Source organism: Cytobacillus sp. ABV4_503, from assembly GCF_056158445.1.
In genome coordinates this window covers 856,387-883,097 of sequence record NZ_JBSWTH010000001.1, presented here as the reverse complement: position 1 = coordinate 883,097, position 26,711 = coordinate 856,387, and the positions used below count along the sequence as shown (strand labels likewise).

Here is a 26,711-nt window from a genome sequence, read left to right as displayed (position 1 = left end):
TATTTATATTTAATCAGCAATGAAATTATGACTAAACCCTATGTCGATTTTTATCAACAGAAAAAATAAACATTGTGTCGAATCAACTACTTAATAGTACTAAATTCAGTCAGAATGGTCAACCCCATTTGAGAAATTTGTCGAAAATACAGGGAAGGATTTTAAAATCCTCCCCTGCTAAAATTGTTACACCCACCACATTTCTGAAGGCTGCTCTTCGATTAAGATCGATTTAAGGTTTCTGACTGCCCTTGTAAATCCTTCTTCTATGGACATAAGCGGATCTTCATGCTCAATGCTGACAACATAATCATACCCAAATGTTCGCAAAGCGCTTATCATATCCGACCATTCCTGCAGCCCGTGTCCGCACCCGACTGACCTGAATGTCCACGCTCTGGTCTGAACATTTCCATATGGCTGCATATCTGTTAAACCGTACATATTAACATTTTCCTGATCAATATAAGTATCTTTTGCATGAAAATGATGAATGGCATTTTCTTTTCCCAATATTTTTATTGCCGCCACAGGGTCGATTCCCTGCCACCATAAATGGCTTGGGTCCAGATTGGCTCCAATGGCATCACAGGTTTCTCCCCTTAATTTTAGAAGTGTATAAGGAGTATGCACAAGGAACCCGCCATGAAGTTCAAGACCAATTTTCACATTATGGTCTTTTGCAAATTGCCCGGCTTTCTTCCAGTAAGGAATGAGTTTCTCCTCCCATTGCCATTTCAGCACTTCTCCATACTCATTCGGCCATGGAGCGACCGGCCAATTCGGATGCTTGGCCCCTTCCCCATCACCTGCAGTACCGGAAAAACAGTTAACAACCGGAACATTCATTAAGCTGGCTAACTTAATCGTGTCATATAAAACACGGTCCGATTCCTCCGCAAATGCTCTATCAGGGGAAATCGGATTGCCATGGCAGCTGAATGCGCTGATTTCAAGCCCTCTTGATAAAATCTTGTTCAGATAATCATCCCGGAGTTCTTTGCTTTCTAATAGCTCGTTCAGGCTGCAGTGAGCATTTCCGGGATATGCTCCCGTTCCGATTTCAACAGCCTTAAGCCCAGCAGCTTTCACATGATCAAGCATTTCTTCAAAATTCTTCTCAGCAAATAAAACGGTAAATACGCCGAGCTTCATAAAATCTCCTCCTTGCTTCTAAAATATTTCTCTTCTGCCCATTTCACTGCTTTTATAAATCGCATCAATAATTCTGGTTGTCTGCAGTGCTTCTTCTGCTTTAACTATGAACTCTTCTCTCCCCAAACAGCTGTCAATAAAGTTCTGTGCCTGCGCCAAAGCATAGTCATCCTCACCCGGCAGCCATTCTGGGCGTGTATTAAGGAGCATTCCATGTTTTGATTGGTTCAAACTGAATGGGAATAAATCAATTCCTCCATTCTGCCCCGAAAGGCTGAGGCCTTCATCATCCCCTTCGATATTGGCCGACCATGAGGTTTCAAAAAGCAAGGATGCGCCATTTGCAAATTTTATGTAAGCAGTCACATGATCATCGACATGAAAGGATTGATGGTCAAAACTTCCCCATAGATTGACCTGCCCAGGCATTCTGCTCAAAGTATTATAAGCTGTACCGGAAACCTCGGTTTCCTCGGGGTTTCCCAGAAGCCAAAGCGAGAGGTCAAGCAAGTGGCACCCATAATCAATCAAACTTCCTCCGCCCTGAAGTTCCTTATTAGTGAAAACACCCCATCCCGGTACCTTTCTTCTTCTCATCGCTCGTGCCCTGGCTGCAAATGGAAGGCCAATTTCATCTTCTGAAATGAGTTTTTTGGCAGCCTGAGCCTCTTTCATAAACCGGTAGTGGTAGGCAATGGCCAAAACCTTTCCCGACCTGTCTCTGGCCTCTATCATTTTCCTGCATTCATCTGCTGTCATGGCCATCGGCTTTTCACACAATACATGCAGCCCAGCCTCCATCGCAGCAACCGTAAGCTCTGCATGAAACTTGTTCGGTGTACAAATAACTACAGCATCAGCTTCATTGAATACTTCTTTATAATCTGTAAAAACGCTTCTAATACCAAACTTCTTTGCAGCCAGCTGTGCAGTATCCTTATTCACATCGCAAATAGCCGTAATGGAAGCACGATCCGATAATTTTAATATAACTGGGATATGCCTGGACTGGGCTATTCCGCCAGCACCGATAATTCCAATCCGAAGTTTCTTCATGAATGCACCTCAATTAATTTTGACAATCTGCTTTGTTTCGCTTGACTGCAGCGCAGCAAGTATCACTTGGAGCGACTTCATTCCCTCGGTACCAGGAATCGCAGGCTCCTGTTCATTTAAGATACTTTCAACAAAATGATCAATGACGCCTGAATTCTTTTGTCCTCCTTCTTCATTTGTCTGAATCCCGCCGAGTTCGTACTTTACTGTATCACCGTTTGCATACTGAACAACGAGAGAATGCACCGGATCATCCTCTAATCTCAAAATTGCTTTTTCTCCATATATAATGGTGGAATTGTCTTCGTTAGAGACATAAGACCAGCTTGCAGCCAATGTACCGATTACACCGCTTTCCGTTTTCAAGACGCATACCGCTGTATCATCGACATCTGCACCAAGCTTGGCACTTGTTTCTACAAATGCTCCTGCCTCAGAGAACTCTTCTCCCAGCAGATAACGCAGCAAGTCGGTCTTATGTACACCAAGGTCGCCCATGGCGCCAATAAAAGCCTGATCTTTTTTGAAGAACCAGCTTTCTTTGCCATCTGCACTCCATCCCTCCGGCCCGCCGTGGCCAAAAGCCGACCGGAAACTATAGATTTTTCCTGCTTCACCTTCTGCGATCAATTCCTTTGCTTTTTTATGAGATGGTACAAAGCGCTGATTATGAGCAATCATTAATTTCTTTCCATTCTTACGGGCTGCTTCAATCATGTCCTGTGCCTCTTCCATAGAAGTTGCCATTGGCTTTTCACATAAAACATGCTTGCCGGCGTTTAATGCGGCAACAGAAATGGGTGCATGCAGATAATTCGGGGTGCAGACACTCACAGCATCTATATCCGGATTAGCCAGTAATTCTCTATAATCGGTGTACACCTTCACCCCATAAAGATCGGCAAACACATGTGCACGCTCTTCATTAATATCACATACCGCTGCAATGACAGCCCCGCTGTTTGCATGATATTCAGGCATATGCCGGTGCTTGGCTATACTTCCGCATCCAATAATCCCAATTTTGAGTTTTTTCATCTTAATTTTCCACTCCTTCTTGATTCACTCTGATTCTCTCCAATGGCTTTGCATTTCCATAGACCGGTACGGGAAAATCAGCTGGCTTAGCCCACTTAACTGCATTTTTAATAACCTGCTGAACATCCTTATGATAATAAGTTGGATACGTTTCATGTCCTGGGCGAAAATAAAAAATTTTCCCTTTTCCACGCCTGTATGTACAGCCGCTCCGGAAAACTTCCCCTCCTTCAAACCAGCTCACCATTACAAGCTCATCCGGCGCAGGGATATCAAAATGTTCCCCATACATTTCTTCTTTTTCAAGTTCAATATATTCTCCAAGTCCTTCTGCAATGGGATGGCCTGGATCTACAATCCAAATCCGTTCCTTTTCATCGGCTTCTCTCCACTTTAAATCACAGGATGTTCCCATTAATACTTTAAAAATCTTAGAGAAATGACCGGAATGCAGGACAATCAGCCCCATTCCCTCCAGCACTCTTTGCTTTATTTTTTCAACGATTGCATCCTCAACTTCCTCATGCGCGAGATGTCCCCACCAGACCAAAACGTCTGTTTCCTGTAAAACAGCATCACTAAGTCCATGCTGGGGCTCATCCAATGTAGCTGTCTTTACGTTATAATCTTCTTCATTGAAAAAGTCTGCAATGGCACCGTGAATACCATCCGGATAGACAGACCTTACCTTTTCATCCTTTTGTTCATGACGATTCTCATTCCAGACAAGCACGTTGATCATTATCTTCCTCCTTCTGTTAATTCATACTTCGATATTCATTTGGGGAAATCCCCTCTGTCTTTTTAAAGACTTTACTAAAATACTTTTCATCCTGATAACCGACCTGGAAAGCAATTTCATAGATTTTCAGTTTAGGGTTCTGCAGAAGCTCTTTTGCCTTGTTCATCCGGGCATTCGTAATAAAATCCGTAATGGTAGCCTGATATTCCTGTTTAAACTTTCTGGAAATGTATTCCCTGCTTAAATAAAACCTGTCTGCAATTTCCTGCAGGTTAATATCCTTGCTATAGCTTTCCAGCAAAAACTGTTCTATTTGCTGAATCACATTCATCTCCCCGTCATGCCCCTGCTCGCATTCCCCTGGATGACTTTGCTGTTTCCATTCATTTATGGCTTTCTCCAGGGTTTCATTCAATATTTCAGGATCAATAGGCTTCAAGATATAATCAAAGCTTTTATAACAGATGGCATTCCTCATATAGTCAAAATCATCATATCCGCTGACAACAATCGTCTTGCTGGATAGATCCGAAGAATGAATCCATTTTAAAAGGCTTATGCCATCTCTCTTTGGCATGCTCATATCAGTGAATATGATTTCCGGGCGATGCTCTTTAATCAGCTTTATGGCCTCATTTCCATCTGCCGCCTCCATGATTGTGTCAATTCCAAAGCGACTCCAATCCGCAAGAAGCATTAAGCCTTCCCTCACATGTTTTTCATCATCCACAATAATTGCTTTCATCTTATCCACCTTCCATCCTTTTTGGAAGTTTAATAGAAACAAGCAGCCCGCCTCGCTCAAGATTCTTAAGCTGCAGGTATGCCCGATTGCCATAGTAGAGTTTTAACCGGGTGTAAACATTCTTAAGTCCGATATTCGTTAACTCACCCTTTTGCCCAATCCGGTCATTCATCAAATGCAATCGGATTTCCTCCATCCTGTTCTCAGAGACGCCTGTGCCATTATCCCCGATCAGAATATCCAGATAAAATTCATCCTGTCTGCAGGTAATACTAACCTCTCCAGTTTTTTCACGCGCATCAAAACCATGCTTAAAGTAATTCTCCACTATGGGCTGTAAAATCATTTTCGGCACCGGAAACTCCAATGCCTCTTCATCAAGCTGAAAACGGAACTGAAGCTGGTCACCAAACCGCTCTTTTTGCAGCAGGAGATAGGCCCTCGTATGTTCAATCTCTTTCTGAAGAGAAACCATATCCTCCTCCATATTCATGCTGTACCGCATGATTTTAGAGAGGCGGGTTACAGACGAATAAATCTGCGGCCCTTGATTTTTTAAGGCAGCGGTTCCGATAGACTGCAATGCGTTATATAAAAAATGCGGATTGACCTGGGACTGCAGAACCTTTAGCTGATTGGTCTTGTTCTCAAGCTGGAGCTTATACTCCCGATTGATCAAATCATTAATTTTATCGATCATTTGTTTAAATCGATCACCGAGATAACCAATTTCATCATTGCCAAAAGATTGAAAACGGACATTTAGGTTTCCCTTTTCAACCTGATCAATATATTTCAGCAGGATTCTGATTGGAGAAGTGATTCTGACAGAGATAAATAAAGTGGCGAGTATAACCAGAATGAGTCCGATTACGCCAAACATGATATTGATTTTCGCCACGCTGAATGCACTTTCATATAGAGTGGTGTATGGGACACGCTTAACAAGATACCATCCGCCAGAATTTTGCGATAATTGATCGTATATCATGACGCCGTTGAATGAACCTTCCTTCCATTCAACCGTGCCATTTTCTTTATCTGTACTGATCACCCAATTAATCCAATCAGGCGTTTTAGTATCTTCATCAGTTTCATCAGTTGAACGGTAGATCAAATCACCTTCAGGAGATATTATATAGAATTCTTCATTATCGCCCGAATAAAGATTACGGCTGATATTGGTTATTTGATCCGGTGAAAATTCCAGTGAGATATATGCCAATACATCGTCTGATGGAATATTGATTAAAGATCTGTGAAGCGTTATTACATTTTTAGCCTTTTTGTCCTCAGGCTCCTTTATCTTATGAATAGGCTCAAGATACATATTGCTTGGACTTTCTTTTGCTTTTACGTAAAATTCCTGATTGGCATTTGACAGCTTCTTTGAAAAAATAACTGTAGAGCGCCTTGATGCTGTTATAAGCCGATTTTCCTTGGCAACAGCAATGTTGACTCTTTTGATATTTTCTTCTGCATACAGTATGGTAGAAATTACATTTCTTACAGCTTCCACTGCCTGATAATTATTTTCCTTTTGGGGATCTTTTAAAAAGTTTATTAAACCAGGATTATTGTATAGGGATAGTGTTAATCCGTCCAGCTCATTTATGTAACCCTCCAGGTTTACTTTTCCTTGATATAATAGGTTGCTATTTTCCTTTATGGCCTGGTCTTTCAATGATTCCGCTGTATGATAATAAGTGATGATTATTGACGCCCCAAATGGAACGATCGTGGCTACCATCAATAGAACAATCAGTTTATTCCTAATGCTCTTTTTGAACATGTACATCCCCCGCTGCTTTGTCTTTTACAATAGTATAAAGCGAACTTCCCTTTTTGGGGATGCCTTTTTGCTATGGGGTTTAGCATATTTAAAAATATAAAACAGAAAGCATATCTTCCGCAGACATGCTTCCTGTTTAACCAAATTTATTTCAAATTATCCCAGGATGCCTGGAAGCGTTCAACGAGCGTATCATAGTCAATCTTTCCTGCAGCGTATTCCTGGATTGTTGCAGCAAACTCTTTATTTGCACCATCCGGCCATCTGAACCATGTCCAAGGAACGGTTTTGTCTTCCTTAGAATACTCAAGAATATGCTGGCCAAGTGGCCCTAAACCGGTTGGCTCGATATTGTCGAAGGCAGGAATGAACGCAAACTCTTCTGTGATATAACGCTTTCCTGTTTCAGAAGAAACCATCCAGTCAAGGAATAATTTTGCTTCTTCAAGATGCTCTGAATTTTTATTAAGAACCCAGTTGTTCGGAACACCTACCGGTAAACGGTCTGCTTCAGCTTCATCATCAGTCAGCGGAATTGGAAGGAATCCCATATTAATTTCAGGGTTAATTTCAAGAATCATGTTTTCTGTCCAGTTCCCCTGCTGAAGCATAGCCGTTTTGCCGGAAGCAAATAGCGTCACTTGCGTATTGTAATCTGTTGTTAATGGATTTTCATTTCCAAAGTTTATTTCAGTATCAAGCACTTCTTTGAACTCTTTAAATTTATCATTGCCAGTAATCTTTTCAGATCCGCTGTATAGGCCCTCAATAAATGCCACCGGATCTTCCTGCTGTGCAAATGGAATATTTAATAAATGCTGACCAATGACCCACCACTCTCCGTAGCCGGCAGAGAAAGGAGTAATTCCTTTATCTTTTAGTTTTTCAGCAGCATCCTTCAGTTCAGAAATCGTATTAGGCGGCTCAGTAATGCCTGCTTCTTCAAATAAATCTTTATTATAAATGAAACCATATCCTTCAAGGTTTACAGGCATTCCATAAAGTTTGCCGTCTGTATCAGTCATTGGAACTTTTCCAATTGGAAGCACATGCTCCGCCCAAGGCTCATTTGAAAGATCTGCAAGATGCTCTTTCCAAAGCTCCAATTCTTTAAATCCGCCATTGTTAAAAATATCAGGCTGTTCGCCGGATGCAAACTTTGCTTTTAATGCGGCACCATAATCAGCACCGCCGCCGACTGATTCAAGCTTTACTTTAATATTCGGATGTTCCTTTTCGAATTCACCGATCATTTCCTGAAGCTGATCGGCAATCTCCACTTTAAACTGGAACAAATTCAATGTTACCACTTCATCCTCATTCTTTGAATCATCCTTAGGCTTTTCATCCCCTGAAGAGCTGGAAGAAGAACAGCCTGCCATAATGCCCGCCATCAGAACCAATGACAGCAGTAAGAAAGCAAAGCGTTTCATTTTGTTTCCCCCCTGAATAATTTTTTATATAAACTTTAACGGCCCATTTGGCCGCAAAAGTCTCTATAACTACTTGATGGAGCCTTGTGCAATGCCTTTAATAATATGCCTCTGCAGAAACAGGAAGAAAATAACGACCGGGGTAATGCCCATCACAAGGGCGGCCAGTCCCATGTCCCATTGCTTTGTATATTGGGCAAAAAATGAGCTTGTGGCTAAAGGAATCGTCCTAAGCTCTGCATCCTGAAGAACAAGAAGCGGCAGCAGATAATCATTCCAGATCCATAACGTATTTAAAATAACAACCGTGACAGTGATTGGCTTTAGAAGCGGAAAAACAATTCTCCAAAAGACCCCAAACTGGCTGCACCCATCAATTCGGGCCGATTCTTCTATCTCGATTGGAACTGTTTTAATAAAGCCGTGATACAGAAAAAGCGATAACGGTACACCAAAGCCAAAATACATAATGATAAGGCCAGGTATGCTGTTTGTCAGATTCAGCGTGCCTCCCAGCTTCATCAGCGGTATCATGACTGTCTGGAATGGAATAACCATGGCAGATACAAATAATGCAAACAGAATTTTGCTGAATTTCCCTGGGGTTCGAACCATCTTCCAGGCAGCCATGGAACTAATGACAACAAGTCCAATATTGCTGACTACCGTAATTATAAGCGAATTCCAGAAGGCCCTCGGGAAATTAATGATATCCCATACCTTCAAGTAATTGGAGAATAAAAATTCCTGCGGCCAAGCTGCAGCATCAATCAAAATATCTGCAAAGCCTTTTACAGAATTGATGATCACGAAATAAAAAGGTATGAGGAATATGACTCCTAATACGATTCCGATAATCTCCAGCAGAAACGTAACCTTCGTATATCTGGGATTCATTATGCCTCAACCTCCCTTTTCTTGGTCATCATCACCTGAACCGTTGTAAAAATTGCTACAACAAGGAAGAACAAAATGGATTTCGCGGTACCCAGACCATACCTGTTATTCTGGAAAGCTTCCTGATAGATATTAATCGCAACAGATTGAGTTGAATTAAATGGCCCGCCGCCTGTCAGTGAAATATTCAGATCGAAAATCTTAAATGCCATTGAAATAGTTAAAAAGAAACAAATTGTAAACGCCGGCAAAATTAGAGGAATGATAATTTTCGTCAAAAGTGTCCAGCTCGATGCTCCATCGATCCTTGCAGCCTCCAGCAGTGTCTGATCAACCCCCTGCAGCGCTGCAATATAAATAACCATCATATATCCGCTGATCTGCCAGGCAAACACAATCACAATTCCCCAGAATGCTGTTGTCTCATCCCCAAGCCACGGAAGCTTAAAAACGGACAGATCTGTCAGATTTCCAATTGCAGCAAACCCTTTTACAAAAATAAACTGCCAGATGAATCCAAGTAATAATCCCCCGATAACGTTAGGAATGAAAAATACAGTCCGCAATAAATTCCTGGACTTCAAGGCTGCGTTCAATAGTAATGCAAGCCCAAAACCTAGTAAATTACTAATAATAACCGAAGCTAACATAAACTTGGTAGTAAAAATAAAAGAATCAAAAAACTTAGGATCATTCTTAAAGATCTTTATATAATTTTCAAGTCCGACCCATTCAACCACAGAACTGACACCATTCCATGACGTAAAAGAATAATAAATCCCCATCAAGAAAGGAATGATCTGAATCACCAGGAAAAAAATTAATGCCGGCCCTACAAAAGCACTATATGTTAGAATTTTTTTCAGATTTGCTTTTTTCCTGGATACTGTTTTTATCTCTGAATTAACTGCTGGTTTCCGTATCTCAGCCTTTGTCTCCAATTGTCTTCACCGCCCCCTCATTTCTTGCAAACGCTTTCCTACATTATATTTGAAACCGCTTGCATATATAGGTGACTGGATTGACTAAAATGGTGCAATATTTTGACTTCTTAAATTGTAACTTTTTTTAATGGAAGATATTGCATAGAATGAAGCTATCTTGAATATTGGGATGTGAGATATGATATTAAAATTTCGGTATGAACCAGTAGAATTAAAGATGCTTCGGTTTTTAAATGGAAGATTGCGGCTGTCCCCTAAAGATTACAGCCACTTTCATAATTTAGAAAAAGGTTTTTCAAGTGAGAAAATATTTGATCAGCTCCTCGAAGAATTACCTGAGGAATGGATTATTCTTCATGATTTATTGTTCGATTACAGTAACACCTTTTTCCAAATAGATTCACTATTAATCACTGGGGACTGCATCTATATTTTTGAAGTTAAGAATTATGCGGGAGACTTTTATATCGAACAAGACAGATGGTACACCGCACCATCAAATACTGAAGTTAAAAACCCTCTTCTGCAGCTGCAGCGAAGTGAATCTCTCCTGAGAAGACTTCTGCAGGAATTGGGAGTAAAAACCCCTCTTAAGGCTCTTCTAATTTTTATTAACCCCGAGTTTCATCTTTATCAAGCCACAATGAATCTTCCTGCTATACTTCCAGCACAAACTAAACGATTAATAGACAGGCTAAAATTGAAATCTCAGCAGCCGAATAAAAAACATTTAATGCTGGCGGACAAGCTAATGTCCATGCATTTGAAGGATAATCCTTATGGCAGGAGATTTGAGTATACCTTTGAGAAATTGGAGAAGGGGTAAGGTGTGCTTCTTGCCAGCACTTTATGGAGCGATTGCATAGAGCTGCATTAGTATGTAACAATTGTGGATGCAAAGAAGATGTCGAATTGGCAATCCTTAGAAATATTAAAGAATTTAGAGTAATGTTTCCCGAAATGCTGTTAACAACCAATATTGTGCATGAATGGTGTTCAGATATTATTTCAAAGAAAAAAATCCGGAAAATACTATCAAACAACTTTAATCATATCATTCATGTCAAGACTTCTTACTTTGAATAAACCATAATTTTGTTGTTGTGATAGCTTACTTTCAACTGTAAGGCATGTCCCCTTCGGCTTTCCTCGCACTAATCATGAATTAGAATCTTTTAATTCAATCTATCAACACTGAATGGCTCTATTCAGTACTTTTAGTTCCATTCACATTATATCTTCGAACCTTAACGACATTATTCTGCCGCATTAGTTCCGTTTACATGATGTCATCGAACCTTAAGTGCTCTATTCTGCTGCATTAGTTCCGTTCACATGACATCTTTGAAACTGAATGGCACTATTCTGCCGCTTTAGCTATTAGTCTAGTCAATTTTCATTATTAAGACACAACGTCATTTATTCCTCCTGCCAAGACAAGAATAATGCCCTTTTGAATTACTTCCGAACAGTTCAGAACCCTTTTTCGAAACTACCTTCTGAATCGTTCGGACCCTGTATTGATACAACTTTCATTTTAATCAGCCGAATCGTTGCACTCATAATTGCTATCCGCATTAAAATTTCCACGTAAATATATTAGTCAACAACAAAAAAAGGTTTCCCAATAAAGGAAGCCTCTTTTCAGATACCGGTGGTCGGGGTCGAACCGACACTCCAGAAGGAACACGATTTTGAGTCGTGCGCGTCTGCCAATTCCGCCACACCGGCATATTAAAATGTAGTAAATCTTGTGGTGCCGAGGACCGGAATCGAACCGGTACGGTAGTCACCTACCGCAGGATTTTAAGTCCTGTGCGTCTGCCAGTTCCGCCACCCCGGCGTATATCAGCGAGTCAAGATTTAGATTATGGAGGCGGCAACCGGATTCGAACCGGTGGTAAAGGTTTTGCAGACCTCTGCCTTACCACTTGGCTATGCCGCCATAAATTAAATATTATTCTGGAGCGGAAGACGGGATTCGAACCCGCGACCCCCACCTTGGCAAGGTGATGTTCTACCACTGAACTACTTCCGCAAAATGGCTGGGCTAGCAGGATTCGAACCTGCGAGTGACGGAGTCAAAGTCCGGTGCCTTACCGCTTGGCTATAGCCCATTGATCATTCGTATTACATTTATATGTGAGTTATACTCGTACTGTTACTTTAAAATTATGGGGCGACTGATGGGAATCGAACCCACGAGTGTCGGAGCCACAATCCGATGCGTTAACCACTTCGCCACAGCCGCCATAATAATATTGGCAGGGGTAGTAGGAATCGAACCCACATCAAAGGTTTTGGAGACCTTCGTTTTACCATTAAACTATACCCCTATTTAAATGGTGGAGGGGGGCAGATTCGAACTGCCGAACCCGAAGGAGCGGATTTACAGTCCGCCGCGTTTAGCCACTTCGCTACCCCTCCATATTAACATAAAAAATGGTGCCGGCGAGAGGACTTGAACCCCCAACCTACTGATTACAAGTCAGTTGCTCTACCAATTGAGCTACACCGGCTAATCAATTCAGTAAAGGTGGCTCAGGACGGAATCGAACCGCCGACACAAGGATTTTCAGTCCTTTGCTCTACCGACTGAGCTACTGAGCCACATATTATTAATATTGTAAAAATGGCGGTCCGGACGGGACTCGAACCCGCGACCTCCTGCGTGACAGGCAGGCATTCTAACCAACTGAACTACCGGACCAGATTGCGGGGGCAGGATTTGAACCTGCGACCTTCGGGTTATGAGCCCGACGAGCTACCGGACTGCTCCACCCCGCGACAATAATATGGTGGAGGATGACGGGATCGAACCGCCGACCCTCTGCTTGTAAGGCAGATGCTCTCCCAGCTGAGCTAATCCTCCAAAATGGTGACCCCTACGGGATTCGAACCCGTGTTACCGCCGTGAAAGGGCGGTGTCTTAACCGCTTGACCAAGGGGCCAATATGAAATTATAATGGCGGAGAGCAAGGGATTTGAACCCTTGATACGCGGTTAGCGTATACACGATTTCCAATCGTGCTCCTTCGGCCACTCGGACAGCTCTCCATTTGGCTCCGCAGGTAGGATTCGAACCTACGACCGTTCGGTTAACAGCCGAATGCTCTACCACTGAGCTACTGCGGAATAATGATATTTGTAAAACAGCCCGGCAGCGTCCTACTCTCACAAGGGGACAGCCCCTAACTACCATCGGCGCTGAGAAGCTTAACTTCCGTGTTCGGTATGGGAACGGGTGTGACCTTCTCGCCATCGCCACCAGACTATTTTTCAAAGACAAGTATTATTATACCGTCTTTCTATCATTTTTCAAGAGGAAATTTACTTTTTTTCGTTCCCTCAAAACTAGATAATGCATGAAGAAGTATTGCCGAGTATTCACCAATGACTTGGTTAAGTCCTCGATCGATTAGTATCAGTCAGCTCCACATGTCGCCACGCTTCCACCTCTGACCTATCAACCTGATCATCTTTCAGGGATCTTACTAGCTTGACGCTATGGGAAATCTCATCTCGAGGGGGGCTTCATGCTTAGATGCTTTCAGCACTTATCCCTTCCGCACATAGCTACCCAGCGATGCCTTTGGCAAGACAACTGGTACACCAGCGGTGCGTCCATCCCGGTCCTCTCGTACTAAGGACAGCTCCTCTCAAATTTCCTGCGCCCACGACGGATAGGGACCGAACTGTCTCACGACGTTCTGAACCCAGCTCGCGTACCGCTTTAATGGGCGAACAGCCCAACCCTTGGGACCGACTACAGCCCCAGGATGCGATGAGCCGACATCGAGGTGCCAAACCTCCCCGTCGATGTGGACTCTTGGGGGAGATAAGCCTGTTATCCCCGGGGTAGCTTTTATCCGTTGAGCGATGGCCCTTCCATGCGGAACCACCGGATCACTAAGCCCGACTTTCGTCCCTGCTCGACTTGTAGGTCTCGCAGTCAAGCTCCCTTGTGCCTTTACACTCTGCGAATGATTTCCAACCATTCTGAGGGAACCTTTGGGCGCCTCCGTTACTTTTTAGGAGGCGACCGCCCCAGTCAAACTGCCCACCTGACACTGTCTCCCGCCCCGATCAGGGGCGCGGGTTAGAATTTCAATACAGCCAGGGTAGTATCCCACCGACGCCTCCACCGAAGCTGGCGCTCCGGCTTCTCAGGCTCCTACCTATCCTGTACAAGCTGTACCAAAATTCAATATCAGGCTACAGTAAAGCTCCACGGGGTCTTTCCGTCCTGTCGCGGGTAACCTGCATCTTCACAGGTACTATAATTTCACCGAGTCTCTCGTTGAGACAGTGCCCAGATCGTTACGCCTTTCGTGCGGGTCGGAACTTACCCGACAAGGAATTTCGCTACCTTAGGACCGTTATAGTTACGGCCGCCGTTTACTGGGGCTTCGATTCAAAGCTTCGCTTGCGCTAACCTCTCCTCTTAACCTTCCAGCACCGGGCAGGCGTCAGCCCCTATACTTCGCCTTGCGGCTTCGCAGAGACCTGTGTTTTTGCTAAACAGTCGCCTGGGCCTATTCACTGCGGCTCATCAGGGCTATGCACCCTAATGAGCACCCCTTCTCCCGAAGTTACGGGGTCATTTTGCCGAGTTCCTTAACGAGAGTTCTCTCGCTCACCTTAGGATTCTCTCCTCGCCTACCTGTGTCGGTTTGCGGTACGGGCACCTTTTCCCTCGCTAGAGGCTTTTCTTGGCAGTGTGGAATCAGGAACTTCGGTACTAAATTTCCCTCGCCGTCACAGCTCAGCCTGTGTGGTAACGGGATTTGCCTCGTTACCGGCCTAACTGCTTGGACGCGCTAATCCAGCAGCGCGCTTACCCTATCCTCCTGCGTCCCCCCATTGCTCAAACGGTAAAGAGGTGGTACAGGAATATCAACCTGTTGTCCATCGCCTACGCTTTTCAGCCTCGGCTTAGGTCCCGACTAACCCTGAGCGGACGAGCCTTCCTCAGGAAACCTTAGGCATTCGGTGGATGGGATTCTCACCCATCTTTCGCTACTCATACCGGCATTCTCACTTCTAAGCGCTCCACCAGTCCTTGCGGTCTGGCTTCAACGCCCTTAGAACGCTCTCCTACCACTGACATCGAAAGATGTCAATCCACAGCTTCGGTGATACGTTTAGCCCCGGTACATTTTCGGCGCGGAGTCACTCGACCAGTGAGCTATTACGCACTCTTTAAATGGTGGCTGCTTCTAAGCCAACATCCTGGTTGTCTAAGCAACTCCACATCCTTTTCCACTTAACGTATACTTTGGGACCTTAGCTGGTGGTCTGGGCTGTTTCCCTCTTGACTACGGATCTTATCACTCGCAGTCTGACTCCCATGGATAAGTCTTTGGCATTCGGAGTTTGTCTGAATTCGGTAACCCGATGGGGGCCCCTAGTCCAAACAGTGCTCTACCTCCAAGACTCTTACTACATGAGGCTAGCCCTAAAGCTATTTCGGAGAGAACCAGCTATCTCCAAGTTCGATTGGAATTTCTCCGCTACCCACACCTCATCCCCGCACTTTTCAACGTGCGTGGGTTCGGGCCTCCATCCAGTGTTACCTGGACTTCACCCTGGACATGGGTAGATCACCTGGTTTCGGGTCTACCACCACATACTCATTCGCCCTATTCAGACTCGCTTTCGCTGCGGCTCCGTCTCTTCAACTTAACCTCGCATGTAATCGTAACTCGCCGGTTCATTCTACAAAAGGCACGCTATCACCCATTAACGGGCTCTAACTACTTGTAGGCACACGGTTTCAGGATCTCTTTCACTCCCCTTCCGGGGTGCTTTTCACCTTTCCCTCACGGTACTGGTTCACTATCGGTCACTAGGGAGTATTTAGCCTTGGGAGATGGTCCTCCCTGCTTCCGACGGGATTTCTCGTGTCCCGCCGTACTCAGGATCCACTCTGGAGGGAACGAAGTTTCAACTACAGGGCTTTTACCTTCTCTGGCCGGCCTTTCCAGACCTGTTCATTTACCTCGTTCCTTTGTAACTCCGTGTAGAGTGTCCTACAACCCCAGGAGGCAAGCCTCCTGGTTTGGGCTAATCCCGTTTCGCTCGCCGCTACTCAGGGAATCGCGTTTGCTTTCTCTTCCTCCGGGTACTTAGATGTTTCAGTTCCCCGGGTCTGCCTTCAATACCCTATGTATTCAGGTAAAGATCCTATCCCATTACGGATAGGGGGTTTCCCCATTCGGAAATCTCCGGATCAAAGCTTACTTACAGCTCCCCGAAGCATATCGGTGTTAGTACCGTCCTTCATCGGCTCCTAGTGCCAAGGCATTCACCGTGCGCCCTTTCTAACTTAACCTGCTTCGGCCAATGATAAGCGGCGAATCTCTGCGTCAGCTCCGTCACTGTGCTCCTCACGTACTCTCGTACGCTCCGGTGCTCGTTCAGTCGCTTCCTTGATCTTCTTGCTTCTCATTGCCCTCATGGTTTGTGCTCTTACTTCGTTTTAAAACAAAAATAAGAGAAAAAACTAAGATGGCGATTACTCGGTTATTGCTTCTTCATTAACATTATCTAGTTTTCAAAGAACGACTCTTTCATTGAGAGATTGAACTCTCAAAACTGAACGAACAAAACACGTCACGTTTCATGTAAATATCCTTAGAAAGGAGGTGATCCAGCCGCACCTTCCGATACGGCTACCTTGTTACGACTTCACCCCAATCATCTGTCCCACCTTAGGCGGCTGGCTCCAAAAGGTTACCCCACCGACTTCGGGTGTTACAAACTCTCGTGGTGTGACGGGCGGTGTGTACAAGGCCCGGGAACGTATTCACCGCGGCATGCTGATCCGCGATTACTAGCGATTCCGGCTTCATGCAGGCGAGTTGCAGCCTGCAATCCGAACTGAGAATGGTTTTATGGGATTCGCTTAACCTCGCGGTCTCGCAGCCCTTTGTACTATCCATTGTAGCACGTGTGTAGCCCAGGTCATAAGGGGCATGATGATTTGACGTCATCCCCACCTTCCTCCGGTTTGTCACCGGCAGTCACCTTAGAGTGCCCAACTGAATGCTGGCAACTAAGATCAAGGGTTGCGCTCGTTGCGGGACTTAACCCAACATCTCACGACACGAGCTGACGACAACCATGCACCACCTGTCATCCTGTCCCCCGAAGGGGAACGCCCTATCTCTAGGGTTGTCAGGAGATGTCAAGACCTGGTAAGGTTCTTCGCGTTGCTTCGAATTAAACCACATGCTCCACCGCTTGTGCGGGCCCCCGTCAATTCCTTTGAGTTTCAGCCTTGCGGCCGTACTCCCCAGGCGGAGTGCTTAATGCGTTTGCTGCAGCACTAAAGGGCGGAAACCCTCTAACACTTAGCACTCATCGTTTACGGCGTGGACTACCAGGGTATCTAATCCTGTTTGCTCCCCACGCTTTCGCGCCTCAGCGTCAGTTACAGACCAAAGAGTCGCCTTCGCCACTGGTGTTCCTCCACATCTCTACGCATTTCACCGCTACACGTGGAATTCCACTCTTCTCTTCTGCACTCAAGTTCCCCAGTTTCCAATGACCCTCCCCGGTTGAGCCGGGGGCTTTCACATCAGACTTAAGGAACCGCCTGCGCGCGCTTTACGCCCAATAATTCCGGACAACGCTTGCCACCTACGTATTACCGCGGCTGCTGGCACGTAGTTAGCCGTGGCTTTCTGGTTAGGTACCGTCAAGGTACCGGCAGTTACTCCGGTACTTGTTCTTCCCTAACAACAGAGTTTTACGATCCGAAAACCTTCATCACTCACGCGGCGTTGCTCCGTCAGACTTTCGTCCATTGCGGAAGATTCCCTACTGCTGCCTCCCGTAGGAGTCTGGGCCGTGTCTCAGTCCCAGTGTGGCCGATCACCCTCTCAGGTCGGCTACGCATCGTCGCCTTGGTGAGCCGTTACCTCACCAACTAGCTAATGCGCCGCGGGCCCATCTGTAAGTGATAGCCGAAACCATCTTTCAGCTTTCCCTCATGTGAGAGAAAGAATCATCCGGTATTAGCCCCGGTTTCCCGGAGTTATCCCAGCCTTACAGGCAGGTTGCCCACGTGTTACTCACCCGTCCGCCGCTGACTTCAGGGAGCAAGCTCCCATCTGTCCGCTCGACTTGCATGTATTAGGCACGCCGCCAGCGTTCGTCCTGAGCCAGGATCAAACTCTCCATATAAGAGTTGATTAAGCTCATAAGTTGTCTTTTCAAAAAAGACTAAAGATTTAACGTTGACGTTTATGTTCGTTCAGTTTTCAAAGATCAATTTCTCTTTGTTATATTTTACCTGATCGCTCAGAAGCGACTTTATAAATATAACATGTGCTGATTTTAGTTGTCAACACTTTTTTTATAAGTTATCCGTCGTCTGTGAAAATGTTTTTCGTTCATATCGCAGCGACGGATATAAATATAACAAGGATTTAAATAAAGGTCAATAACTTTTAAAGTTTTTTTACGATAATTTTTTTTTGAGTTTGTAATACCTGTGATAAATCCCTTGACCTTTTGTTTCCACATTTACTACTTCGATAAAATGCTTATCAATCAAATACTCAAGAAGCATGCTTAAGTCAACTGCATATAGATAAAGCTCCTCATGGTTCATAATATCGTGGATGGACCATTCATCTTTCTCAGCAAGCACATCTGCAAGATGGCTGATTCCTTGCTTAGTTCTTGAATGAATTAAAAATTCACTTGCAAGGAATAGAAGCTCCAGTCTCTTTTCGAGAGGCTCCTGGCTATTCACCAATTCTTCATATAGCTTCATTATTTCAGGTTCAATTTGCTTTACCTGATTCCAGACAGTTACCTCTGGATGGAATCCATTTTCGATAACAGCCAGCCTGGCCAGGTGATGAAGGGAATGAACAATATGGTTATAGGCATCGAAATAATGGCGATTTTCAAAAAAGGCTTTGCCATCCATATATCTTCTAATCAGCTTGGCAAACTCAAGACCCATTTTTAATTTTCGCCCATAGAACGGAAACTCTCTTAATTCCACCTTCAGGTTATGAATATATTCATTTCGATCAAATAAAACTTTCCCATTATAGAGCCAGTCAAAGATCTTTCGGTTCGTCCCCAGCAGGATCCATTCACGAAGCTGCTTGTCTGTCACGATATGAAGAGCAGCCTTTTTATCTTTATATGTGTAATGTTTAACAAACACAGGTTCATCTGCTTCCTCTACAAGGATCAGCAGTACAGCATCAAATGTATCAGTAGCAGGAATCGCTTTATGCAGTTTTTCGGTCATAATCACGCCAAGAGTGTTTGTCTGGCTTGCCCGTTCTTGATATATAGGACGGAGAATATCTTCCATCATAATTCCTCCATTTTATTGATAGCGTATATCTTCGACAATTATAAATGAAATCCTTCCTAAATGTGAGACATTTTTCGACACCATTCTATATTAATATTTATTTAAGCAAAAGGAGTATGGTATAGTTAGTTTTTAGGAGGGAGCAGAATGGCTAAGTACTCAAATAAAATCAATAAGATTCGTACATTTGCCCTTAGTTTAATTTTTATCGGATTTATCGTTATGTATCTCGGAATATTCTTTAGGAATTCCGCTCTTCTCATGACAATATTTATGCTTCTTGGAATGCTCTGCATTCTTGCTAGCACCGGTGTATATTTTTGGATCGGCATGCTTTCAACAAAAACCGTGCAGGTGGTTTGCCCTAATTGCGGAAAACATACAAAGATGCTTGGCCGCGTTGATATGTGCATGTACTGTAATGAACCTTTAACGCTCGATCCAAAACTTGAGGGCGTTGAATTTGATGAAAAATACAACAAAAAAAATACGAAGCAGAGCTGATTTATCTCCTGCTTCATACTCAAGTTCAAGAATGACCGGCTAAATGACAGCCGGTTTTTTAATGGAAAAATAAAAAGCTGACAGCACACAGCCGGCAGCTTTAAATAATTTATTAGTGAGCTTCTTTACTTGCACATTCCGGACACGTTCCGTAAATCTCCATTCTATGATGGCTAATTTTAAAACCTGTAACATGTGAAGCAAGGTGCTCTACTTCATCAAGACCAGGATAGTGAAAGTCTACAATCTTGCCGCAGCTTTCACATATGACATGATAATGATGAGTGGTTACAAAATCGAAGCGGCTAGATGCGTCACCATATGTCAGTTCCTTTACCAGGCCAACCTCACGGAATACTCGTAAATTATTGTAAACTGTTGCCACACTCATATTTGGAAATTTACCCTCTAATGCTTTGTATATATCGTCAGCAGTAGGGTGTGACATGGAGTTTATTAAATATTCAAGTATCGCATGACGCTGCGGAGTGATACGGACTCCAGTGTCTTTTAAAGTATCCAGCGCCTCTTTTAATTCCATATGCGCCACCGCCATGCACCTCTTTTCCAACAAATATTCTTACTTTATAATCTTTATAAATAGTGTACTAATTTTTTACCACATTTGTCAATATTACAAACTCCTTAATAAAGGGAATCAACTCTTTTCAGAGTGAAGCGATTGCTCACCAGAACCTAAATGATGATTGACAAATCGGGCAGCAACAAACAGCAGATCTGACAATCGGTTCAGGTATACTAAAACGAGCGGATTCAATTCTTCGCCGAGTGAGACCGCACATCGTTCCGCTCTCCTAGCCACCGTTCTAGCCACATGGAATGCAGCTCCCGAAGGATGACCGCCGGGTAATATAAAGTTATTAAGCTCTGCAAGGTCAGCTTCCCACTCATCAATTTGCTTTTCCATGAAGGTGATATCCTCTTCTTTTATCGTCCATTTAACTTCTTTTCCAGCAGGCGTTGCTAGCTCTGCTCCTGCATGAAACAGGTCTGTCTGCACTTTATGAAATACCTGTTCCACTTTTTCTTTGCCGCTGAAATACTCACTTTTTAGATGGCTTAAGGCCATTCCAATCATTGAATTTGCCTCATCACATGAGCCGTAAGCCTCAACGCGAATGTCATTTTTACCGACTCTCTGCCCGTATATTAATGACGTTGTTCCCTTATCTCCCGTTTTTGTATAAATCCTCATCTTAATACCCTCTTTCAAAATCGATCACGTTAATATAATCTTTGTTATTTTTTATATATGTATGAAGGTTATGCTTAAAAATTTCAAAAGATCTGGGCAAATAGCTTTTTGTTCTGCTTGGTAAATGAGGAGTGACTGTACTTCCTTCAATACTCCATAATGGATGCCCTTTAGGCAGAGGCTCTCTTTTTAAAAAACATCCAGGCAGGCATGTGAAATTCGGTTATTTTTTCAAGTGCACTTTTTCCTCGGCATAAATAATAAATATAAAAAAAACGAACCTGTTCAGGTCCGTTTCGAAAAAGTATCTGAGGAGGTATGCCCTAATAAAATGATATGCAAAACTTGTTCTTAGGAATGGACAAAAGCCTTGTTCCTTTAAAAAATAGGCAACCCATTTACAGCTAGGCCAGATTCTCCTTAATATATTCCAGTGCCTCCTCGACATGCCCTTTTACCTTCACCTTGCGCCACTCTTTAACCAGTTTGCCTTCCTGGTCAATAATAAAAGTGGAACGCTCAATGCCCATATATTCTTTTCCGAAGTTCTTTTTCAGTTTCCAGACACCGTACGCCTCTGCGGCTTTATGGTCCTCATCCGCAAGCAGCAGGAAAGGCAATCCATGCTTTTCAATAAACTTCTCATGCCTGCTGAGGGGATCGGGGCTAACTCCTAAAACGACTGCGTTCACTTCTGCAAAGTTCTCATGCCGGTCCTTGAAATCACATGCCTGAGTTGTGCAGCCAGGCGTCATGTCTTTTGGGTAAAAATAAAGAACAATATTTTTCCCGCGGTAATCTGATAGCTTTATTTTTTCACCATTGCTGGCCGCCAGTTCAAAATCCGGTGCCAATTCTCCAATTGAAATTGTCATCTTTTATTCCTCCTGTTGGATAAGTTTCTTACTCTAAGCCTATCCAACTTTTTGTTCAAAAACAACTCCTGGCATTATGGAGCCCGGTCACCTGCATCAAATACCACCCTGGCTACAAATGCTGCAGGGATCACATAGCCAATCAAAGCCTCAAGTACCGCGATCAGCCTGCCTATTCCAATAGGACTGATATCTCCATACCCAACCGAAAAAAGGGTTACCGCACTAAAATAAAAGCCCGTCTCCAGTCTTTCGAGGAAACCAGTTTCCATATAGTCAGTGCCATCCATTAAAACCACCAGCCCATGTAAATCAAGCCAAATATATATCAGGCCAAACCCAATCATAATCGTTGCATACAAACTTATTAGATAAAGAAAGTTCTCAACAGAAACCCATCTTCCTTTTATCTTGGCGGATGAAAAAAGAGTCTGCAGACTCATGATCATGCACAGCACAATTAAAATCAGCGATAAATAAAATGCCATACTGCACCTCATTTCGAAATGCTTTTCAATTCATTTATACGCTTATGGCCAGTCCTGTATGACAGCCTGTCTCTGAAACGTCTTTCTGCTTATAGCCAGAATTTCTTCCCATAAAAAAGCCAGGTTTATAACCCGGCTTTAATTGCCCGCACCGCGATAACGCTTAACACCCGAATTCCAAGTCAGGATTGAAATGCCGAAAAATACTATACCGATTACAGGCGTTAAAAAGGAATACAAAAACCATTCCTCTTTCCCCAAAAAGTATGAAGCAGGATATACACCAACAAAGGCAAACGGAAGCACCCAGGTTAAGACGAAGCGTATGACACTGTTATAAATATCAACCGGATACCTTCCATAATTCCCGATGTTGTACATCATCGGCATGATTGATGTTCTGGCATCCGCCCAAAAGCTGATGCAGGCAATCATGACAAAGATGCCTCCGTACACAAGCATTCCACCTATCACAAATATGAAGAATAAGAATGGATCTGTCCAGCTTATCTCTAACCCAAGACTGTTACCGGCGTAAATCATAACCGCAATTCCAGTAACAGCCCCAAAAAGAGATTCAAGTTCCATCCGTTCTAAAACGATTTGGAATAGACTATGGATCGGGCGGGTCAAAATCCTATCGAGTTCTCCTTTTACAATATACCTCTCATTAAAATCCCAGATATTAAAGAAAGATGAAAACAGTGCATAGGGAACAAGGAAAAATCCGTAAATAAAGATAATTTCATCCCTTGTCCAGCCCCCAAGGAGATTTGTATGGCCAAAGACGACTAAGATAAAAATTAAATTAACTGCCTGAAATAATAGATCTGAAAAGATCTCAACAAATAAATCTGCACGGTACTGCATTCTTGTTTTCATATATTGGGCGACATATTGAAAGAAAATAGTTATATAAAACATCTGTCACCCTCCTTGAATAATGAGCTGTTTTTTCGCTATGATCCACAAAACCTGAATTGGTATGATTAGAACAATCACCCATACACCCTGCATCACGATCGCCTGAACGGCTTCAGTATTCGAAAAACTATTAGTAAAAATCATACTCGGCACATAGCTGATCCCCTGAAAGGGGAGAAATCTTAACACATCCTGTGCCCATAACGGAAAAAAGCTGATAGGAATCAGAAGGCCGGAAAAGAGATCAATTACAACTCTTTTCGCCCGGATAAGCCCAGTATTATTAAATAAGAAGAAAGTGGTAATACCTGTCAGCAAATTAATTTGGGTATTTATAAGAAAACTTAATAAAATCGATGCAGCAAAGAAAATCCAGGTAGTCCAATCCGCAGAAAATTGGAGCGGAAAAATAAACGAGACAATGACCATTCCCGGAACCGAGAAAAAGAAGAGGCGGAATATCCCTTCTCCCAATCCCTGCATCGTTTTCATGCCCAAATAATTATATGGGCGGATCAGTTCCACCGCTACTTTACCTTCTTTAATTTCAGCAGCCATTTCCCGATCTATATTATTAAAGTAAAATGCCCTTGCCATCCAGGCTACAGCCACATATGTCGACATCTGGATCACAGACATTCCCTCAATCGCATCTTTTTCTCCATAAATGGCGCTCCACAAGAAATAGTAAGCGCCAATATTAATGCTGTATATCAGAATGCCTGTATAGTAATTCGTTCGGTAGGCAAGCATCATCAAAAAGCGGATCCGAATCATTTCTATATATTTATCCACAGGAACACCCCCCCGATATAAATAAATCCTTTCATTAAGAGATCCCCCGGTCATAAATATTTCTAATTATTTCCTCTGTTGAAGTTTCTTTAATATTGATGTCTTTCACTTTCAAATCCGCCACGACTTTAGCTATCAGCAGGGAAATCAGTTCATCATTATCCTCTGCAAAGGCTGTAAAGATCGCTTCTTTCTCATCCTTCTCCCATTTCACTTCCGATGATGCCGTTATTTTGTTTAAGTCACTAAGATCCACTTCTTCAAGAAATTGAAACTCTATTTCCTTCCCCTCTCCCCATTTTTCCTTCAGGCTCTTTAACGCACCATCATAAATAATTTTCCCGTCATCTAGCATAACCACGCGTTCGCATAACGCCTCAATATCAGACAGATCATGAGTAGTCAGCAGAATGGTTGTATTATATTTTTCATTAATTTCTTTTAAAAACTCCCTGATTTTTAATTTAACAAGTACATCAAGCCCTATTGTCGGCTCATCCAAGAACAGCAGAGGCGGATTATGGATGAGTGCTGCTGCCAGTTCACACCTCATTCTTTGCCCGAGTGAAAGCTTCCGGACCGGCTTATCCAGCAGAGGTTCAATATCTAAGGTTTTAATAACATGCGCCATATGGCTGTCGTATTGCTCATCGGAAACTTTGTACACCTTTTTGAGCAGCCTGAAGGATTCCTGTACAGCAATATCCCACCAAAGCTGAGATCTCTGGCCGAAGACCACTCCAATCGTGCTGACGAATTTTTCACGGTCTTTATGGGGGTTCATTCCATTCACAGTCACTTCGCCGCTGGTTGGGGTTAGAATTCCCGTCAGCATTTTTATGGTGGTTGATTTCCCCGCTCCATTTTCACCTATATACCCAACCATCTCCCCTTGCTTTACATTAAAACTGATATTGTTCACCGCTGGTACAATCTTATAATTTCTTGTAAGCAAATCACGGAAAGCACCTTTTAATCCTGAGCGGCTTGAATAAGCTTTAAACTCCTTCTTTAAGTTCCGTACTGTAATTGCATCGTTCATCATTACTCCTCCTGCCAATTAATGCCCTAATGAAATAGTTTAGACAAACAGCGCATTCTTCACAACTAGATTGCTCCATTCGAGCTTTCTAAAATACAGAATAGTCCGCCTTCCCATTAGATTGGACGAAGCCCCTTCCAAACATGTTAAAATAATGATGAACTTATAATTGGATTCTATCAGGAGGATTAACATGCAATTTACTAATTCTGAACGGCTGCATAAACAGGCTTTAGAACATATTGTCGGAGGAGTGAACAGTCCTTCCCGCTCCTATAAAGCTGTTGGCGGCGGCTCGCCGGTTGCAATGGAACGTGCACAGGGCGCTTATTTCTGGGATGTGGACGGCAATCAATATATCGATTATCTTGCTGCGTACGGTCCCATCATTACCGGACATGCCCACCCCCATATTACAGAAGCAATAAAAACAGCAGCTGAGCGCGGAGTATTATATGGAACTCCTACACCTCATGAAGTGAAATTCGCGGAAATGCTAAAGGAAGCAATGCCTAATTTGGATAAAGTCCGCTTTGTGAACTCAGGAACTGAAGCGGTCATGACCACGATCCGTGTTGCAAGAGCCTATACAGGCAGGGACAAAATCATTAAATTTGCAGGCTGCTATCACGGCCATTCCGATCTTGTACTGGTTGCTGCAGGTTCAGGGCCGTCAACACTTGGAACCCCTGACTCTGCCGGGGTTCCAAAGAGCATTGCCCAGGAAGTGATCACAGTTCCTTTCAATGAAATCGAACCATATAAGGAAGCGCTGGAAAAATGGGGCGACCAAATCGCTGCCGTCCTGGTTGAACCGATTGTCGGCAACTTTGGAATTGTTGAACCTAAACCAGGGTTTTTGGAACAGGTTAACGAATTAACACATGCAGCCGGTGCACTAGTCATTTATGATGAAGTCATCACAGCTTTCCGGTTTATGTATGGCGGCGCACAGGACCTGCTGGGTGTAAAACCGGACTTGACAGCTATGGGAAAAATCATTGGAGGCGGCCTTCCAATCGGTGCGTATGGCGGAAAAAAGGAAATCATGGAAACAGTAGCTCCGTTAGGTCCTGCATATCAAGCCGGTACAATGGCTGGTAATCCAGCTTCGATTCTGTCAGGAATTGCATGTCTCGAAGTATTGAAACAGCCGGGTGTCTATGAATATCTGGACCAACTTGGCGAAATGCTTGAAAAAGGCATTAGCTCAGCTGCTGAAGAACATAACATTCCAATAACAATTAACCGCTTAAAGGGTGCCCTGACAATTTACTTTACAGAAGAAAAAGTTGTGAATTATGAGCAGGCGGAAAATACAGATGGAGAAATGTTTGCAAAATTCTTCAAACTGATGCTCAATCAGGGAATAAACCTGGCTCCATCAAAATATGAAGCATGGTTTATGACAATCGCGCATACCGAGGAAGATATCCAAGCAACGATTCTCGCAGTACAAAATGCATTTCAGCAATTAAAAGGCGAATAAATATTCATATTTTTATACATTAACGGGAGCAGAAATGCTTCCGTTTTCTTTAACTCCAATAATGAAAACGTTTACAAACAAGGCGATTTTTTATTCATAAACCAATGTCCTCCTTTAAATCATATCCAACTTTTTGTATAAATAATTGATTTCTGAAAATTCATATGATATGATAGGAGAAATCTTTTGTGTAAGAGCGGATTACGCTGACATAAAGAGTTAATAATTTT

At 43.3% G+C, this 26,711-nt stretch carries 21 protein-coding genes, 16 tRNA genes and 3 rRNA genes; 3 read left to right on the top strand and 37 right to left on the bottom strand.

The window, feature by feature from the left end; all coding sequences use genetic code 11:
* Positions 1-186 precede the first annotated feature (186 nt).
* From ACXAD1_RS04550 to ACXAD1_RS04510, 9 genes are all read right to left on the bottom strand, one after another.
* Complete coding sequence (locus tag ACXAD1_RS04550) at positions 187-1,155, bottom strand: sugar phosphate isomerase/epimerase family protein (protein ID WP_474909574.1); 969 nt, start codon at positions 1,153-1,155, stop codon at positions 187-189.
* An 18-nt stretch (positions 1,156-1,173) separates the two neighbouring features.
* Positions 1,174-2,211, bottom strand: a complete 1,038-nt coding sequence (locus tag ACXAD1_RS04545; RefSeq protein WP_206834753.1) for a Gfo/Idh/MocA family protein — start codon at positions 2,209-2,211, stop codon at positions 1,174-1,176.
* A gap of 9 nt (positions 2,212-2,220) precedes the next feature.
* Positions 2,221-3,249 (bottom strand): Gfo/Idh/MocA family protein, encoded by a 1,029-nt coding sequence (locus ACXAD1_RS04540; RefSeq protein WP_474909573.1) that lies wholly within the window; start codon positions 3,247-3,249, stop codon positions 2,221-2,223.
* Between the two features lies 1 nt (position 3,250).
* Positions 3,251-3,991, bottom strand: a complete 741-nt coding sequence (locus tag ACXAD1_RS04535) for a ThuA domain-containing protein (RefSeq protein WP_474909572.1) — start codon at positions 3,989-3,991, stop codon at positions 3,251-3,253.
* A gap of 16 nt (positions 3,992-4,007) precedes the next feature.
* Entirely contained in the window at positions 4,008-4,736 is a 729-nt protein-coding gene (locus tag ACXAD1_RS04530) for a response regulator transcription factor (protein ID WP_474909571.1), read from the bottom strand.
* A gap of 1 nt (position 4,737) precedes the next feature.
* Positions 4,738-6,528, bottom strand: a complete 1,791-nt coding sequence (locus ACXAD1_RS04525) for a sensor histidine kinase (protein WP_474909570.1) — start codon at positions 6,526-6,528, stop codon at positions 4,738-4,740.
* 146 nt (positions 6,529-6,674) lie between these two features.
* Positions 6,675-7,961, bottom strand: coding sequence for an ABC transporter substrate-binding protein (locus ACXAD1_RS04520; RefSeq protein WP_206834742.1), 1,287 nt, complete (start codon positions 7,959-7,961; stop codon positions 6,675-6,677).
* A gap of 69 nt (positions 7,962-8,030) precedes the next feature.
* Positions 8,031-8,858, bottom strand: a complete 828-nt coding sequence (locus ACXAD1_RS04515) for a carbohydrate ABC transporter permease (protein ID WP_206834740.1) — start codon at positions 8,856-8,858, stop codon at positions 8,031-8,033.
* Positions 8,858-9,799 carry a carbohydrate ABC transporter permease gene (locus ACXAD1_RS04510; protein WP_474909569.1) on the bottom strand — a complete coding sequence of 314 codons (942 nt, stop codon included), beginning with the start codon at positions 9,797-9,799 and terminating at the stop codon, positions 8,858-8,860. The genes ACXAD1_RS04515 and ACXAD1_RS04510 overlap by 1 nt, the downstream gene beginning before the upstream one ends.
* Positions 9,800-9,980: 181 nt before the next feature.
* Between ACXAD1_RS04510 and ACXAD1_RS04505 the strand changes: the two genes are divergently transcribed.
* Positions 9,981-10,628, top strand: coding sequence for a nuclease-related domain-containing protein (locus ACXAD1_RS04505; protein WP_474909568.1), 648 nt, complete (start codon positions 9,981-9,983; stop codon positions 10,626-10,628).
* Between the two features lie 823 nt (positions 10,629-11,451).
* Here ACXAD1_RS04505 and ACXAD1_RS04500 read toward each other — a convergent pair.
* From ACXAD1_RS04500 to ACXAD1_RS04400, 21 genes are all read right to left on the bottom strand, one after another.
* Positions 11,452-11,533, bottom strand: a tRNA-Leu gene (locus tag ACXAD1_RS04500).
* A 23-nt stretch (positions 11,534-11,556) separates the two neighbouring features.
* A tRNA-Leu gene (locus ACXAD1_RS04495) sits at positions 11,557-11,645 on the bottom strand.
* Between the two features lie 28 nt (positions 11,646-11,673).
* Positions 11,674-11,747, bottom strand: a tRNA-Cys gene (locus ACXAD1_RS04490).
* A gap of 18 nt (positions 11,748-11,765) precedes the next feature.
* Positions 11,766-11,840: transfer RNA gene (locus ACXAD1_RS04485), tRNA-Gly, on the bottom strand.
* 4 nt (positions 11,841-11,844) lie between these two features.
* A tRNA-Gln gene (locus ACXAD1_RS04480) sits at positions 11,845-11,919 on the bottom strand.
* 58 nt (positions 11,920-11,977) lie between these two features.
* Positions 11,978-12,053: transfer RNA gene (locus ACXAD1_RS04475), tRNA-His, on the bottom strand.
* Between the two features lie 11 nt (positions 12,054-12,064).
* A tRNA-Trp gene (locus tag ACXAD1_RS04470) sits at positions 12,065-12,138 on the bottom strand.
* Between the two features lie 7 nt (positions 12,139-12,145).
* Positions 12,146-12,229 (bottom strand) — tRNA-Tyr (locus ACXAD1_RS04465).
* Between the two features lie 16 nt (positions 12,230-12,245).
* Positions 12,246-12,321, bottom strand: a tRNA-Thr gene (locus ACXAD1_RS04460).
* Between the two features lie 18 nt (positions 12,322-12,339).
* Positions 12,340-12,412 (bottom strand) — tRNA-Phe (locus ACXAD1_RS04455).
* A 23-nt stretch (positions 12,413-12,435) separates the two neighbouring features.
* Positions 12,436-12,512, bottom strand: a tRNA-Asp gene (locus ACXAD1_RS04450).
* A gap of 3 nt (positions 12,513-12,515) precedes the next feature.
* Positions 12,516-12,589, bottom strand: a tRNA-Met gene (locus ACXAD1_RS04445).
* 9 nt (positions 12,590-12,598) lie between these two features.
* A tRNA-Val gene (locus ACXAD1_RS04440) sits at positions 12,599-12,674 on the bottom strand.
* A gap of 4 nt (positions 12,675-12,678) precedes the next feature.
* Positions 12,679-12,753 (bottom strand) — tRNA-Glu (locus ACXAD1_RS04435).
* A 15-nt stretch (positions 12,754-12,768) separates the two neighbouring features.
* Positions 12,769-12,859, bottom strand: a tRNA-Ser gene (locus ACXAD1_RS04430).
* Positions 12,860-12,862: 3 nt separating this feature from the next.
* Positions 12,863-12,937: transfer RNA gene (locus ACXAD1_RS04425), tRNA-Asn, on the bottom strand.
* 20 nt (positions 12,938-12,957) lie between these two features.
* Positions 12,958-13,074 (bottom strand): 5S ribosomal RNA (gene rrf / locus ACXAD1_RS04420).
* Between the two features lie 126 nt (positions 13,075-13,200).
* Positions 13,201-16,136 (bottom strand): 23S ribosomal RNA (locus ACXAD1_RS04415).
* Positions 16,131-16,262, bottom strand: a complete 132-nt coding sequence (locus ACXAD1_RS04410) for a hypothetical protein (protein WP_289438779.1) — start codon at positions 16,260-16,262, stop codon at positions 16,131-16,133. The genes ACXAD1_RS04415 and ACXAD1_RS04410 overlap by 6 nt, the downstream gene beginning before the upstream one ends.
* 180 nt (positions 16,263-16,442) lie before the next feature.
* Positions 16,443-17,992 (bottom strand): 16S ribosomal RNA (locus ACXAD1_RS04405).
* The 16S, 23S and 5S rRNA genes sit together here with 16 tRNA genes alongside, the layout of an rRNA operon.
* A gap of 277 nt (positions 17,993-18,269) precedes the next feature.
* Positions 18,270-19,145 carry a nucleotidyltransferase-like protein gene (locus tag ACXAD1_RS04400; RefSeq protein ID WP_206842701.1) on the bottom strand — a complete coding sequence of 292 codons (876 nt, stop codon included), beginning with the start codon at positions 19,143-19,145 and terminating at the stop codon, positions 18,270-18,272.
* 150 nt (positions 19,146-19,295) lie between these two features.
* On the opposite strand from ACXAD1_RS04400, the gene ACXAD1_RS04395 reads away from it, so the two are divergent.
* Complete coding sequence (locus ACXAD1_RS04395; RefSeq protein ID WP_009335859.1) at positions 19,296-19,652, top strand: YgzB family protein; 357 nt, start codon at positions 19,296-19,298, stop codon at positions 19,650-19,652.
* 112 nt (positions 19,653-19,764) lie between these two features.
* Here the strand turns inward: ACXAD1_RS04395 and perR are convergent, their stop codons facing one another.
* The 7 genes from perR to ACXAD1_RS04360 form a co-directional block, all read right to left on the bottom strand.
* Positions 19,765-20,202: a peroxide-responsive transcriptional repressor PerR gene (gene perR, locus ACXAD1_RS04390; protein WP_166672513.1), complete on the bottom strand. Its 438-nt coding sequence runs from the start codon at positions 20,200-20,202 to the stop codon at positions 19,765-19,767.
* A 108-nt stretch (positions 20,203-20,310) separates the two neighbouring features.
* Positions 20,311-20,868 (bottom strand): cob(I)yrinic acid a,c-diamide adenosyltransferase, encoded by a 558-nt coding sequence (locus ACXAD1_RS04385; protein ID WP_474909567.1) that lies wholly within the window; start codon positions 20,866-20,868, stop codon positions 20,311-20,313.
* 404 nt (positions 20,869-21,272) lie between these two features.
* Positions 21,273-21,743, bottom strand: a complete 471-nt coding sequence (gene bcp, locus ACXAD1_RS04380) for a thioredoxin-dependent thiol peroxidase (RefSeq protein ID WP_474909566.1) — start codon at positions 21,741-21,743, stop codon at positions 21,273-21,275.
* A 74-nt stretch (positions 21,744-21,817) separates the two neighbouring features.
* Positions 21,818-22,231 (bottom strand): potassium channel family protein, encoded by a 414-nt coding sequence (locus ACXAD1_RS04375; protein ID WP_206842618.1) that lies wholly within the window; start codon positions 22,229-22,231, stop codon positions 21,818-21,820.
* Between the two features lie 138 nt (positions 22,232-22,369).
* Positions 22,370-23,155, bottom strand: coding sequence for an ABC transporter permease (locus ACXAD1_RS04370; protein WP_206842616.1), 786 nt, complete (start codon positions 23,153-23,155; stop codon positions 22,370-22,372).
* 3 nt (positions 23,156-23,158) lie between these two features.
* Positions 23,159-23,950 (bottom strand): ABC transporter permease, encoded by a 792-nt coding sequence (locus tag ACXAD1_RS04365; RefSeq protein ID WP_474909565.1) that lies wholly within the window; start codon positions 23,948-23,950, stop codon positions 23,159-23,161.
* Positions 23,951-23,984: 34 nt separating this feature from the next.
* Entirely contained in the window at positions 23,985-24,992 is a 1,008-nt protein-coding gene (locus ACXAD1_RS04360; RefSeq protein WP_474909564.1) for an ABC transporter ATP-binding protein, read from the bottom strand.
* Between the two features lie 193 nt (positions 24,993-25,185).
* Here ACXAD1_RS04360 and ACXAD1_RS04355 point away from each other — a divergent pair, with 193 nt between their 5' ends.
* Positions 25,186-26,481: a glutamate-1-semialdehyde 2,1-aminomutase gene (locus ACXAD1_RS04355; protein WP_474909563.1), complete on the top strand. Its 1,296-nt coding sequence runs from the start codon at positions 25,186-25,188 to the stop codon at positions 26,479-26,481.
* The last annotated feature ends 230 nt before the right edge of the window (positions 26,482-26,711 follow it).

Excerpts from the sequence above, each read along its gene's own strand:
- ACXAD1_RS04550 (WP_474909574.1), bottom strand. The coding sequence starts at position 1,155 with ATGAAGCTCGGCGTATTTACCGTTTTATTTGCTGAGAAGAATTTTGAA.
- ACXAD1_RS04545 (WP_206834753.1), bottom strand. The coding sequence starts at position 2,211 with ATGAAGAAACTTCGGATTGGAATTATCGGTGCTGGCGGAATAGCCCAG.
- ACXAD1_RS04540 (WP_474909573.1), bottom strand. The coding sequence starts at position 3,249 with ATGAAAAAACTCAAAATTGGGATTATTGGATGCGGAAGTATAGCCAAG.
- ACXAD1_RS04535 (WP_474909572.1), bottom strand. The coding sequence starts at position 3,991 with ATGATCAACGTGCTTGTCTGGAATGAGAATCGTCATGAACAAAAGGAT.
- ACXAD1_RS04530 (WP_474909571.1), bottom strand. The coding sequence starts at position 4,736 with ATGAAAGCAATTATTGTGGATGATGAAAAACATGTGAGGGAAGGCTTA.
- ACXAD1_RS04525 (WP_474909570.1), bottom strand. The coding sequence starts at position 6,528 with ATGTTCAAAAAGAGCATTAGGAATAAACTGATTGTTCTATTGATGGTA.
- ACXAD1_RS04520 (WP_206834742.1), bottom strand. The coding sequence starts at position 7,961 with ATGAAACGCTTTGCTTTCTTACTGCTGTCATTGGTTCTGATGGCGGGC.
- ACXAD1_RS04515 (WP_206834740.1), bottom strand. The coding sequence starts at position 8,858 with ATGAATCCCAGATATACGAAGGTTACGTTTCTGCTGGAGATTATCGGA.
- ACXAD1_RS04505 (WP_474909568.1), top strand. The coding sequence starts at position 9,981 with ATGATATTAAAATTTCGGTATGAACCAGTAGAATTAAAGATGCTTCGG.
- ACXAD1_RS04410 (WP_289438779.1), bottom strand. The coding sequence starts at position 16,262 with ATGAGGGCAATGAGAAGCAAGAAGATCAAGGAAGCGACTGAACGAGCA.
- ACXAD1_RS04400 (WP_206842701.1), bottom strand. The coding sequence starts at position 19,145 with ATGGAAGATATTCTCCGTCCTATATATCAAGAACGGGCAAGCCAGACA.
- ACXAD1_RS04395 (WP_009335859.1), top strand. The coding sequence starts at position 19,296 with ATGGCTAAGTACTCAAATAAAATCAATAAGATTCGTACATTTGCCCTT.
- ACXAD1_RS04385 (WP_474909567.1), bottom strand. The coding sequence starts at position 20,868 with ATGAGGATTTATACAAAAACGGGAGATAAGGGAACAACGTCATTAATA.
- bcp (WP_474909566.1), bottom strand. The coding sequence starts at position 21,743 with ATGACAATTTCAATTGGAGAATTGGCACCGGATTTTGAACTGGCGGCC.
- ACXAD1_RS04375 (WP_206842618.1), bottom strand. The coding sequence starts at position 22,231 with ATGGCATTTTATTTATCGCTGATTTTAATTGTGCTGTGCATGATCATG.
- ACXAD1_RS04370 (WP_206842616.1), bottom strand. The coding sequence starts at position 23,155 with ATGTTTTATATAACTATTTTCTTTCAATATGTCGCCCAATATATGAAA.
- ACXAD1_RS04360 (WP_474909564.1), bottom strand. The coding sequence starts at position 24,992 with ATGAACGATGCAATTACAGTACGGAACTTAAAGAAGGAGTTTAAAGCT.
- ACXAD1_RS04355 (WP_474909563.1), top strand. The coding sequence starts at position 25,186 with ATGCAATTTACTAATTCTGAACGGCTGCATAAACAGGCTTTAGAACAT.